The sequence below is a fragment of the Desulfosarcina widdelii genome (assembly GCF_009688965.1).
In the GTDB taxonomy this organism is placed as follows: Bacteria; Desulfobacterota; Desulfobacteria; order Desulfobacterales; family Desulfosarcinaceae; genus Desulfosarcina; species Desulfosarcina widdelii.
Map to the genome: position 1 here is coordinate 5,821,379 of NZ_AP021875.1, position 11,896 is coordinate 5,833,274.

General features: G+C 57.5%; 13 protein-coding genes. 10 read left to right on the forward strand and 3 right to left on the reverse strand.

Going from position 1 to position 11,896, the window contains the following annotated elements; all coding sequences use genetic code 11:
* Window positions 1–849, reverse strand: a complete 849-nt coding sequence (locus GN111_RS26705) for an HDOD domain-containing protein (protein WP_170302478.1) — start codon at window positions 847–849, stop codon at window positions 1–3.
* A 317-nt stretch (window positions 850–1,166) separates the two neighbouring features.
* Between GN111_RS26705 and GN111_RS26710 the strand changes: the two genes are divergently transcribed.
* Together GN111_RS26710 and GN111_RS26715 are read left to right on the forward strand one after the other, a co-directional pair.
* Window positions 1,167–1,454, forward strand: coding sequence for a hypothetical protein (locus GN111_RS26710; RefSeq protein WP_155306668.1), 288 nt, complete (start codon window positions 1,167–1,169; stop codon window positions 1,452–1,454).
* 709 nt (window positions 1,455–2,163) lie between these two features.
* On the forward strand, window positions 2,164–2,925 hold the full coding sequence (locus GN111_RS26715) for a TSUP family transporter (protein ID WP_155306669.1): 762 nt from the start codon (window positions 2,164–2,166) through the stop codon (window positions 2,923–2,925).
* Here the strand turns inward: GN111_RS26715 and GN111_RS26720 are convergent.
* Together GN111_RS26720 and fdhD are read right to left on the reverse strand one after the other, a co-directional pair.
* Window positions 2,919–3,941: a tRNA dihydrouridine synthase gene (locus GN111_RS26720; RefSeq protein WP_197740430.1), complete on the reverse strand. Its 1,023-nt coding sequence runs from the start codon at window positions 3,939–3,941 to the stop codon at window positions 2,919–2,921. The two genes, GN111_RS26715 and GN111_RS26720, sit on opposite strands and share 7 nt — an antisense overlap.
* A gap of 22 nt (window positions 3,942–3,963) precedes the next feature.
* Window positions 3,964–4,767 (reverse strand): formate dehydrogenase accessory sulfurtransferase FdhD, encoded by an 804-nt coding sequence (gene fdhD / locus GN111_RS26725; protein WP_231715567.1) that lies wholly within the window; start codon window positions 4,765–4,767, stop codon window positions 3,964–3,966.
* Window positions 4,768–4,963: 196 nt separating this feature from the next.
* On the opposite strand from fdhD, the gene rplU reads away from it, so the two are divergent.
* The 8 genes from rplU (at window position 4,964) to gpmI (ending at window position 11,884) form a co-directional block, all read left to right on the forward strand.
* Complete coding sequence (gene rplU, locus GN111_RS26730; protein ID WP_155306671.1) at window positions 4,964–5,275, forward strand: 50S ribosomal protein L21; 312 nt, start codon at window positions 4,964–4,966, stop codon at window positions 5,273–5,275.
* Window positions 5,276–5,331: 56 nt separating this feature from the next.
* On the forward strand, window positions 5,332–5,586 hold the full coding sequence (rpmA, locus tag GN111_RS26735; RefSeq protein WP_155306672.1) for a 50S ribosomal protein L27: 255 nt from the start codon (window positions 5,332–5,334) through the stop codon (window positions 5,584–5,586).
* Entirely contained in the window at window positions 5,583–6,605 is a 1,023-nt protein-coding gene (obgE, locus tag GN111_RS26740) for a GTPase ObgE (RefSeq protein WP_155306673.1), read from the forward strand. The genes rpmA and obgE overlap by 4 nt, the downstream gene beginning before the upstream one ends.
* The gene (proB, locus tag GN111_RS26745; protein ID WP_155306674.1) at window positions 6,577–7,722 is read left to right on the forward strand and encodes a glutamate 5-kinase; all 1,146 of its coding nucleotides are present in this window, start codon (window positions 6,577–6,579) and stop codon (window positions 7,720–7,722) included. Before obgE ends, proB begins: the two co-directional genes overlap by 29 nt.
* 10 nt (window positions 7,723–7,732) lie before the next feature.
* Window positions 7,733–8,989 carry a glutamate-5-semialdehyde dehydrogenase gene (locus GN111_RS26750; RefSeq protein WP_155306675.1) on the forward strand — a complete coding sequence of 419 codons (1,257 nt, stop codon included), beginning with the start codon at window positions 7,733–7,735 and terminating at the stop codon, window positions 8,987–8,989.
* Between the two features lie 187 nt (window positions 8,990–9,176).
* Complete coding sequence (nadD, locus tag GN111_RS26755; protein ID WP_155306676.1) at window positions 9,177–9,842, forward strand: nicotinate-nucleotide adenylyltransferase; 666 nt, start codon at window positions 9,177–9,179, stop codon at window positions 9,840–9,842.
* Entirely contained in the window at window positions 9,839–10,258 is a 420-nt protein-coding gene (rsfS, locus tag GN111_RS26760; protein ID WP_155306677.1) for a ribosome silencing factor, read from the forward strand. The genes nadD and rsfS overlap by 4 nt, the downstream gene beginning before the upstream one ends.
* A gap of 81 nt (window positions 10,259–10,339) precedes the next feature.
* Window positions 10,340–11,884 (forward strand): 2,3-bisphosphoglycerate-independent phosphoglycerate mutase, encoded by a 1,545-nt coding sequence (gene gpmI, locus GN111_RS26765; RefSeq protein WP_155306678.1) that lies wholly within the window; start codon window positions 10,340–10,342, stop codon window positions 11,882–11,884.
* The last annotated feature ends 12 nt before the right edge of the window (window positions 11,885–11,896 follow it).

Genomic DNA, 11,896 nt, shown 5'->3' on the forward strand with positions numbered 1-11,896 from the left:
TCACAAAATGGCCAGCAGGCCGTAAATATCATCTTTGCGGGAATAGAATTCGGACATCATTCGGTTCAGATCCGTTTCCGAAAGGCCTAGTTGCTTACAAATCCGGTTGTAATGGGTATCCGGTCCGCAAAACAATTCGCCGTTGATTCCGGAAATTGAGCAAAGGCTGTCGGCCAGGTAGATCATGGCCGTGGTTTCGGAGATGTCGGTTGTCTCGCCGGTGAGGTGGTGCTGTTGAATCGCACGGATCAGGGTTTGGCTGAAGTTCCAGTTGCCGGCGATACGCCCTCCCAGTTCGGCATGATCGAGGCCCAACACCCTTCGTTCCGCTTCGATCAGGTGCAGTCCTTCGGCATTAATGACTTCACGGATCTTGCCGATGGCCGGCGCCATATATCGGTCCAGAACGATGACGCCGATGTCTTTGAGCAGCGCCGCGGTAAAAACAATATTTTTTTCCGATGTTTCTACCTTTTCGGCGATGGCGTTGGCAATCAGGGCGCAGGAGACAGACTGTTTCCACAACCGTCCCTCCTCGAGTCCATAACCCTGGTGGGCGGACTTCATCGGCTTGGTAACGCTGGCCATCAGCACGATTTTAACGACCTGCTTCAGCCCCAGTCGTACCACGGCATCGTGAACCGAGTTCACCTTTTTTTTCAAACCGAAAGCTGCCGAATTGGCTATCTTCAACAGGTTGGCCGTGACCACAGGTTCGTAGAGAATCAGATTGGTGATTTCGGAGACCGGGACCTCGGGGTCCTCCACCAGATCCATCAGTTCATGAACCACCTGGGGAACGGGTTCGATCCGTTCGCTTTCTTTCAGCAGTTGATCCAATGACGGCATGGTTTCTTCCTTGGCTATCGCTCCATTCGGATTTTTTGTTTTCATCTACCTTTTTTCGGTTTCGAGTTCAACCCGGTGGCATCGATTTGCTGTCCGGGGAAGACCATTGATCTTCATTGACAGTTGCAACCCCCCAATCTCCACCCAGGCAATCCCAATTGCAACACCCGTGGACGTTTCTATCCTAAAGATGTATGCTAATGGCGGTTTGAAGCCAAAACCGCTATCGCCTCATCAGGAAGATAAACGACCGGCGCGTTATGAGGCCGCAGGTTACCCTTTGGTGGGATAGTAAAAACGAAAAACGAGTTCGCAGCGTGATCGTCATGCAAGATGAACCGCCAATCATTATCGTAGATGACCGGAAACTGACCCCTATCTCCAGGATCGCCAGAGGGGCCCCAGCCTCCAGGAAGCGTTCGGACGAAACGAGCGTGCCCTTCGGTGTTGTCGATCGGGTGACCATTTCCAAAGCGGCCAGAGAAAAATACCGGGAGTCCCAGTCAACTCCTGCCGAAGGTTTGCCGGCACCGCAGCGATCCTACCCGGAGCAGAAAACGATCACCTACGACGCTGCGGCGAATCTGCCCAAAAAGGGCGAATGACGTCCTGCCTGAAAAATTAGCCTCTTGTCGATGCATCTTCGACACAAGCATCCACCCCATTCACCGGAACATAAAGAAAAATGAAATGCCGACCGTTTCGGACAGGCCGGCGGCAATTATTACTGCATACTGTCTGACAACGGGGCAATATTTTCCAGCAAAATTGAACCCAAGCGTTAAAATAAAAGGGAAATCTTCTATCCGGTGAAGCATGCTACTTAAGTTGGCACCACATATTGTGGCATAGTTGATTTGTCGCCACAACTGGTGTATAAGTCGATAAATGAGTTGGCCATCGTGTACGGTTATTGCATAACCTCTTGCGACATCTGATTCCAATGCGCTGAAAGCACGAATATGGCTGAATCCGCTGCGTTGGTACCGGTACCTTTTTTCCCACCGGTTCGAACCGATACCGGCGCTTTTTACAAATACGAAGACGCATCCACCCCCCCATGGCCAATGCAAGGCGGGGTGAAACTGGATGCCGCTGCGCCATCCCGGGCAACCGGTACAGCTTACGCCCGTGATGGTTCCCTTGTCTTTGACGGACCGGTTGGCACGCGCGTGAACATTTACGTTTGAAAGCAAGATCCTGCCTTTATTGCATTGACCCTGCATTCGTTTTTCGGATATGTAGCCCCCTTTTAAATGTCACCGTAATTTTCGGTGGCTTGAACTGATTATACAGTTTTCCGGGACATCGACAATGGACGTTTTATCGATTTCTGCCTTTTTATGGCTCTGGCTGGCCGGGTTGTTGGCCGGATTCGTGGATGCCATTGCCGGCGGAGGCGGAATCATTTCCCTGCCGGCGCTGCTGGCGACCGGCATGCCGCCCCACCTGGCCCTGGGGACCAACAAGCTCCAGGGTACCTGCGGAAGCCTGACCGCCGCGTTGAATTACAGCCGGAAAGGCCTTGTCAATCTCCGCGAGATTCCCATGGGCGTTTTTTTCACGGCCCTGGGCGCCCTGACCGGCACCGTGACCGTGCAGGTGCTTTCCCCGGACTTTCTTCGAAATATTATCCTCTTTTTGCTGGTGGGCGTATTTTTGTACACGCTGTTCTCCCCGGAATTGGGGAAACTGGATCGACGCCCCATCCTGGCCGCGCCCTTTTTCTTCGGCTGTACCGGTATGACTCTGGGGTTTTACGATGGTTTTTTCGGCCCGGGAACCGGCTCTTTCTGGACCATTGCTCTGGTCGTGCTGCTGGGTTTGAATCTGAAAAAAGCCACCGCCCACACAAAAGTGTTCAATTTTACCAGCAACGTCGTGGCCCTGGCGGCTTTTTTCGCCGGCGGGAATGTCCTCGTTTCTGCAGGGCTGCTGATGGGGGCCGGTCAGATGCTGGGGGCTTTTGTGGGTTCGCGCCTGGTGATCCAGAAAGGAACCGGCTTCGTGCGGGTCTTTTTTCTGGTGGTGGTGGCCGCAACCGTTACAAAATTGGTCTATTCAACTTATTACTGAAAAAAATTCATGTTGGGCCGGGAAACGGTTTCCGGTTCTTGATCGAAAAAGTTTTCCAATTGTGCCCGCATGGATTCCAGATCCGATGCATTGCCCACACGTTTGAAAAAGCTGTGGCCGAATTTGAAGTTGGCACTGAAATACTGGGCAAATTTTTTGTAGCGCCGCAGCGCCCGGTTGGCGTCAAAATGGCGTTCCATCAGGTTCAACAGCCGCAGGGCCGCCTGCCTGAAAACATCCGAGTCCGGCGAATATCGTCCGCTCATCTGGGCCATTAGCCAAGGACGTGCAACGACCATTCTGCCGATGGCCACGCCGTCGCAGCCGGTGGTTTCGAGCATGCGCAGGCAGTCTGCCCCGTCGAACACGTCGCCGTTGCCGAACACCGGGATGGCGACCGCTTCCTTGACCTGCCGGATATAGTCCCAACGGGGCGGGCGGGAGCGACGATCCGGCGCTACCCGGGGGTGGAAGGTGAGGGCATCGGCACCGGCGGAGGCAAAGCGCCGGGCCAGTTCCACGGGAATGGCGGCATCGTCCGTCCAGCCCGTGCGGAATTTGACGAACAGGGGCAGGCTCACGGCCTTGCGAACCGCCTCCACGATGCGCGCCGCCCGGTCCGGGGTTTTCAGAAGGGCCGCGCCGCACTGCTGCTTGCAGATGGCGGCCACCGAACATCCGAAATTCAGATCGACGCCCAACAGCCCGCAATCCTCGATAATCCGAGCCGCTCTTGCCATGGTGGCCGGATCGTCTCCGAAGATCTGCATCACCAGATGATCCCGCTCCTCCTCGCGCCAACAGAAATAGGCCGAACGCCCGCCGACCTCCTGGGGAATGCGCCGGGCGCTGCACATTTCGGAAAAGAGCAGGCCGTAGCCACCGAAACCGGCCAATAGCTCCCGAAACGCGATATGACCCAGAAAGGTCATGGGCGCCAGGGCCAGCCGGTTGCCGATGATGGCTCGACCGATGGTCAAGGGGCGGTTGAGTCGTGAGGCAAGCTCAGTGTTCATTGGCATATCGATATTAATGGATTCAATTTGGCCAGATCAGCCGTTGGGGGGTGCAGTAGATCATGAGGCTGTCGTCCTTTCCCAGCGACGCCAGGGTCATGTTCAGGGCCTCGGCCAGTTGGACGGCCAGTGCCGTGGGGCGGGAAATGGCCAGGACAACGGGAATCCTGGCCCGGGCGGCCTTCTGGACCAGCTCGTAGCTGATGCGTGAAGAGAGGGTCAGCAGTTTGGCCCGGTTCAGTCGATCATCCAGAAAAAGGCGGCCGATGGCCTTGTCCAGGGCGTTGTGCCGGCCCACGTCTTCGGCGGCGGATAGCATTGCGAAATTCCGGTCATAGATGGCGGCGCCATGGGCAGCGCGGGTTTTTACCCGTAGGGGCTGATAGTCGCTCAGCCGCAGCAGGCATTCCAGCGCACGTTTTCCGTCCATGGGCGGTTCGTCGTCAACAGGGGAAAGGGACTGGACCAGATCTTCGACAATGGTTTTACCGCAGATGCCGCAGGAGGTTTGGCTGATGTAGGTTCGCCGGTCGAGATGATCGGCGACATTCAACCGCCGGGTGGCCGTCAGGGTAACGGTAACCACATTGGTGTCCTCCCCGTCGCAAAACGCCAGGCCGGTGATGTCGTCCGGTGTGTCCACGATGCCCTCTGCCAGGCAAAAGCCGGCTACGTGGGCCTTTTCGTCGCCGGGGGTGCGCATCGTTACGGCATAGGGGGCACCTTGAACCCTGATGGAAAGCGGTTCTTCCGCGATCAAATCCATGGTCGCGGCATTTGCGCTTCCGTTGCTGATGACGGCGATGTCTCGTTGTCGGCTGTCCACGGCTTTCCCCTTCCAAAGTTACCTGAAACGCTGTTTTTCTGTGCAGTTACTATAAGGATTGGGGACCGCTTGTCCATCGCTTTTCAACGCCCTGCCGGCAGGGCAGTTTTTGCTTGACAATGCCGCGGGAAAGTTTAATATTTCTTATTTTTTGAAATCAGAGGGAAATATTCGGTTTTCACAGGAGGGCAGAAACATGTACGCAGTGGTTGCCACAGGCGGTAAACAATATAAGGTTGCGGAAGGCGACATCCTCAGGGTGGAAAAGCTTGCCGGTGACATCGGTTCCGAGATCGCTTTCGACAATGTCCTTGTATTTTCCGACGGCGAGAATGTCAAGATCGGTCAGCCCGCCTTAGACGGCGTAACGGTCCACGGCCAGATCGTGGCCCAGGGCAAAAGCAAGAAGATCATTGTTTTCAAATACAAACGCAGAAAACGGTATCGCCGCAAACAGGGTCATCGTCAACCTTTTACGGCGGTCCGCATCGATCGTATCGAAGCCTGATTTTTAGCCAAACCATTTAAAGGGTGCCGCACCCTTTTGTTAATGAGGAGAATAGCATGGCACATAAAAAAGCAGCCGGAAGTTCCAAAAACGGTCGCGACAGCAACGCCCAGCGCCGGGGAATCAAACGCTACGGCGGTCAAGAGGTTCTGGCCGGCAATATTCTGGTCCGCCAGGTGGGAACCAGAATCCATCCGGGCGTCAATGTGGGGATGGGAAAAGATTACACCCTGTTTGCCCTGATCGACGGCGTCGTCACCTATGAACGCAAAGGCCGGGATCGGAAACAGGTCAGCGTTTATGCCGCGTGAAGTTCATCGATGACGTACGCATCACCGTCCAGTCGGGCCACGGTGGTGCCGGATGCGTAAGCCTCCGGCGCGAAAAATACATCCCCAAGGGAGGTCCGGACGGCGGTGACGGGGGACGCGGCGGTGACGTCGTTTTCAAAGCGACCACCAAAAAGCGCACCCTGTACCATCTCCAGTTCAACCGACTGTACAAGGCCAAAAACGGTGCCGGCGGTGAGGGAAACAATCGGGCCGGCAGAAGCGGCGACGATCTGATCATCGAACTGCCCACCGGTACCCTGGTGATCGATGCCGACACCGGAGAGACTTTAAAAGACCTCGTCGAACCCGACGAGGTCTTTGTCGTTGCAAAAGGCGGCCGCGGCGGTTTGGGAAACGCCCGGTTCAAATCCGCCACCAACCGGACCCCCCGTTTTGCCCAGCCGGGAGAACCGGGTCAGACCCTGGACCTGCGCCTGGAATTGAAACTGCTGGCCGAAGTGGGGATCGTCGGATTGCCCAACGCCGGCAAATCGACCCTGGTGGCCAGCATCTCTTCGGCCCGGCCCAAGGTCGCGGACTACCCGTTTACCACCCTGACGCCGAACCTGGGTGTGGTCAAGACCAACCGGCGGGAGCCGTTTATCGTGGCCGACATCCCCGGGTTGATCGAGGGCGCCCATACCGGCACGGGCCTGGGGATCCGTTTTCTGCGCCACGTGGAGCGCACCCGCATCCTGCTGCACCTGGTGGACGTAGCCGCCATGGATCCGGACGACCCGCTCCGGGATTTTACCACCGTCAACCGGGAACTGGATCAGTACAGCCAGGCCCTTGCGCAAAAGCCCCAGATCGTGGTGCTCAACAAAATGGATGTGACCTGGGCCGAGGATGCCGCCGCACTTTTCAAAGAGGCTTACGGCAAGAGAGAACTGCTTGAGATCTCCGCCGCTACCGGTCAAGGCCTCGAACGCCTGATTGCCGTGTTGTGCAACCATTTGGACGAACTCGATGAAAGCGAATCCGAAACCCAAGGCTGACGCCATTCGACGGGCGGTGGTAAAGGTCGGCAGCAATGTGCTGACTGCCGAGGCCGGCCTGAACATCAATGCCATCCAATCCATCAGCAGTCAGATCTGCCGTCTGCTGGATCAGGGAATCCAGATTATCCTGGTTTCTTCCGGGGCCATGGCCTCGGGTATGAAGAAAATGGCCTTTTCCCGGCGGCCCGAGGCCATCCCCAAACGCCAGGCCATTTCCGCCATCGGGCAGGCCGATCTCATCCGGGAGTGGGAAAAGGCCTTTGAGCGTTTCGGGTACAAGGTCGCCCAGATTCTGCTCACCAGCGAGGATCTGGCCAGCCGCAAACGCTACCTCAATGCCCGCAATACCATGAACACCCTGCTTGAATGGCAGGTGGTGCCCATTATCAACGAAAACGACACCGTCATGGTCGAGGAGATCAAGCTGGGCGACAACGACAACCTGGCTGCCATGATTGCACTGTTGCTGGATGCGGATATTTTTTTCAACCTGACCGACATCGACGGCCTGTACGACAAGGACCCCCGGGTTCATGGCGACGCCCGCCTGATTCCACGGGTGGCCACCTACAGCCGGGACATCGAGAAGTTTGCCGGCGACATCCCCGGTGCCCTGGGAACCGGAGGCATGCTCAGCAAGCTCAAGGCAGCCCGCAAAGTCACGTCCTCGGGGATTCCCATGGTGATTGCCCAGGGTTACCGGTCGGACATCCTTATCCGCCTGGCCGCCGGCGAGCCTCAAGGCACCTTTTTTGTACCCCGGGAACGCAAACTCAACCGCAAGAAATGCTGGATCGGATACACGGTGAATCCCCAGGGGTGTTTGCGGGTGGACGCCGGGGCCGCCAGGGCGCTGCTTCGCAACGGCAAAAGCCTGCTGCCCAGCGGCATTGTCGACGTTCAGGGGCAGTTTTCGGTCGGCGCTGCCGTGAGTGTGGTGGATGACCAGGGGCAGATGATCGGCAACGGGCTGGTGAATTACAACGCCAGGGATATCCGCGCCATCATGGGAATCAAGAGCAGTCAGATCAAGGATCGACTGGGGCAGAAAACTTACGACGAGGTGATTCATAGGGACAACCTGGTGATCACCGGTGAAAAAGAGCAGCGCTGAGGAGGGAATCATGACCATCGAGCAGACCATCTTGCAAATGGCCCGGGACGCCAAAAAAGCCGCTTCCGTTCTGGGGCGGTGCGACACGACGCGCAAGAACCGGACCCTCCTGACAATGGCCGACCTGCTGGAACAGCAGGCGGATGTCGTTTTTCGCGAGAACCGCAAAGACCTGGAACGGGCCGAGGCGGCGGGACTTTCCGCGGCCATGGTGGATCGGCTCAGGGTGGATGATAAAACCATTGCCTCCATGGCCGGTGGGCTTCGCGAAGTGGCGGGTTATGATGATCCGGTGGGTACCATGGGGCCGACGCGGATGCGTCCAAACGGGCTGCGCGTGGCCCGTATGCGGATTCCGCTGGGCGTCATCGGTATTATTTACGAATCGCGGCCCAATGTCACCATCGACGCGGCGGGTCTCTGCCTGAAGTCCGGCAATGCCGTGATCCTGCGGGGCGGTTCTGAAGCCATCGCCTCCAACCAGGCCCTTGCCCGAATCATCGCCCAGGCCCTGGAGTCGACCGGCCTGCCGCCCCAGGCGGCCCAGGTGGTGCCCACCGAGGACCGTGCGGCCGTAAATGCCCTGTTGGCCCAGGAGGAATTCGTCGATCTGATCATCCCGCGGGGCGGGGAGGGATTGATCCGGTTTGTGGTGGAGCATTCCAAAATTCCTGTGCTCAAGCACTACAAAGGGGTTTGCCACGTGTTTGTGGACGAATCGGCCGATCTGGAGATGGCCATGGATATTGCTTTTAATGCCAAGGTCCAACGTCCGGGGGTGTGCAATGCCATGGAGACCCTGCTGATTCATCGTCAGGTGGCGGGGGATTTTTTGCCCGCCATGGCCCGGCGATTCGCAGAGGCCGGTGTCGAACTGCGCGGCTGTCCCGACACCTGTGCCCTTTTGCCCGAGGCCAAACCGGCTGAAGAGGCGGACTGGCCGGCGGAATACCTGAACCTGACCCTGGCGGTAAAGGTTGTCGCGGACATGGACGCGGCCATGACTCACATCGACCAATACGGTTCAAACCATACGGAAGCCATCGTCACCAGCCATTATGGACGCGCTCAGCGTTTTCAACGAGAAGTGGATGCCTCGGTGGTACTGGTCAACGCTTCCACCCGGTTCAACGACGGAGGCCAATTGGGCCTGGGCGCGGAAATGGGTATCAGCACTTCCAAGTTGCACGCCTTCGGACCCATGGGGCTGGAGGAGTTGACCACGAAGAAGTTTGTGGTGAGCGGCGAAGGCCAAATCAGAGAATAACGCCGACGGGTCCGTAAAGCGCCCGATATCTTCGTTACGCAAATCCCCCGTCAGTGCGAAGTACCCGATGTACGCCTCCTTCCTCGGGATTTGCAAGCTTTGATCTCGAACCCTTTACGAACCCATCGAAGACACCATTTCTCCATGGTCCAATGCGTTTTTAGACAGGCAAAACCCGGTAGCGGATATGCGTGCAGGACTTTTCGGCGGAACGTTCAATCCGATCCACAAGGGACACCTGATGGTGGCCGAACAGGTGGTCGAACGGTTTTTTCTGGATCGCCTCTACATCATTCCCTGCCGCGAGCCGCCGCACAAATCCCCGGACTACCTGGCTCCGGCGACGGATCGCGTTCGTATGGTCCGGCTGGCTTTGCCCGGCGATTCCCGGTATCGTCTGTCCGAGGTTGAGATCCGCCGCAGCGGACCTTCCTACACCATCGATACGGTGACCCATTTCGCAGCCGCAGTCGTACCCGGCGCCACCCTGTTTCTGGTGATGGGAATGGACGCATTCCTGGAAATCCACACCTGGAAACGCTGGCTTGAATTGTTCGAACGGGTGCAGCTTGTGGTGGTGACCCGTCAGTTGGACGGGGAAAGTGACGCCGATGCCGACCGGTCGATAATGGACGGGTGTATCCGGGCACGATTGCCCGGCGAATATACCTACGACGAAAAAAAAAGCTGCTGGCAAAATGTCCACGGGGCCTGCATCCACCTGCTGGAAACCCTTCCGGTAGCCGTTTCGTCCAGCCAGGTGCGCCGGCGGATCAAGGCGGGGAGACCCATTGCCAACCTTGTGCCTCCGGCCGTGAAGGCCTATATTGAAGAAAAGGAATTGTATCGATGACCCCGACAAACGATGCGGAACTGGACCTATATGTCAAGGCGGCCCTGGGAAAAAAAGCCAGGGATCCGGTTCTGCTGGATGTAAGCCGTCTGACCAGCCTGGCGGATGCGTTTCTCATCTGCCACGGGACCTCCAACCGTCAGGTGAGCGCCATCGCCGACCACATTCGACGGAGCCTGAAGAAACAGGGCATCAAGCCCCTGAGCATCGATGGTGCCAAAGAAGGCCAATGGGTGCTCATGGATTACGGTCATGTGGTGATTCATGTTTTTTATGAAAGCACCCGCAGCTTCTACAACCTGGAAGAACTGTGGTCCGATGCCCGGCGGATACGAACGGAAAGCATGCAGCAGGCGGTGGACGATGGCGGTGGCGATATGGACGACGAGTTGGACGAATCGATATTTATCGATTAGGGCCGTCCTCCAGACGGTGCTCCCGGCGGTGTGATTGGTCGTCGCAGTATTGAATAACCGGTTTTTTTTCGAGGTGAGATTATGACGAATAAAAAAACGCACATGCTGATCATTCTTGACGGCTGGGGCATTGGTGAAAATGAGCCCACCAATGCCGTGCTGGCTGCCGACACCCCTTGCCTGGACCGGCTTGTATCCACCTATCCTTCCACCCAACTTCGATGCTCTGGACAGGATGTGGGACTGCCGGCCGGCATCATGGGCAACAGCGAGGTCGGGCACATGAACCTCGGGGCCGGACGGGTGGTCTATCAGGACCTGGTGCGCATCGACAAGGCCATCGAAGAGGGATCGTTTTTCGAAAACGCCCAACTTTCTTCAGCTATGGAGGGCGTGGCGGCCCGCGGCGGGGCCCTGCATCTCATGGGACTGGTTTCGGACGGCGGTGTGCACAGCCAGCTCACCCATTTGTTCGCTCTTCTTAAAATGGCCCGAAAGAAGGGATTGTCCAAAGTTTTTGTCCACGCCATCCTCGACGGGCGGGACACCCCGCCGGACAGTGGGGCCGGCTATCTATCTCAGCTTCAGGACCGGATCCAGACAATCGGCACCGGTGCGATCGCCACGGTCTGCGGCCGTTTTTTTGCCATGGACCGTGACAAACGCTGGGATCGGGTGGAAAAAGCCTACCGATTGTACACTTCAGGGGATGGGCAACGGGTGTCCGACCCGGTTGCCGCCGTTAAAGACGCATACAGCCGCAAGGAGACCGACGAATTCGTTCAGCCCCTGTCCGTGGTCGACGAAGCCGGTCAGCCGGTGGGGCCCGTCAGGGACGGAGACGGGGTGGTTTTCTTCAATTTCAGGGCGGATCGTGCCCGGGAAATCACCCGGGCGTTTACCGAAAAAGGGTTCGACGGGTTCGCACGGCAGGTCGTGCCGGATCTTGCCGGATACACCACCATGACATTGTACGACGAAACCTTCGACCTTCCAGTGGCTTTCGGTCCGGTTCATCTGGAGATGATTCTGGGCGAAGTGGTCAGTCGTCACGGATTGAAGCAGTTGCGCATCGCCGAAACCGAAAAATACGCCCACGTGACCTACTTTTTCAACGGAGGTGAGGAAACGCCCTTTGAAAACGAGGACCGCTGCCTGATTCCCTCTCCACGGGAGGTGGCCACCTACGATCTCAAACCGGAGATGAGCGCCCCCCAGGTGGCCGACGAGGTGGTTGCCCGGCTGGATTCAAACCAATACGATTTAATCGTACTCAATTTCGCCAACATGGACATGGTGGGGCATACGGGAGTGCTGGAGGCGGCTATCAAGGCCTGCGAAACGGTGGACCGCTGCCTGGAGCGGGTGCTGGAAAAGCTACTTTCCCAAGGCGGTGCGGCCCTGGTGACAGCCGATCACGGCAATTCTGAAAAAATGGCAGGTCCGGACGGCAAACCTTACACGGCCCACACCACCAACCCGGTTCGCCTGCTGCTGGTGGACGACAGTCGCAAAGAGGCCCGCCTGCGGGAAGGGCGCCTGGGCGATATTGCGCCCACTTTAATGGAGATGATGGGGCTGGAACAACCGGAGCAGATGACCGGTCTAAGTCTGCTGCAATCCTGATTCACACGATTC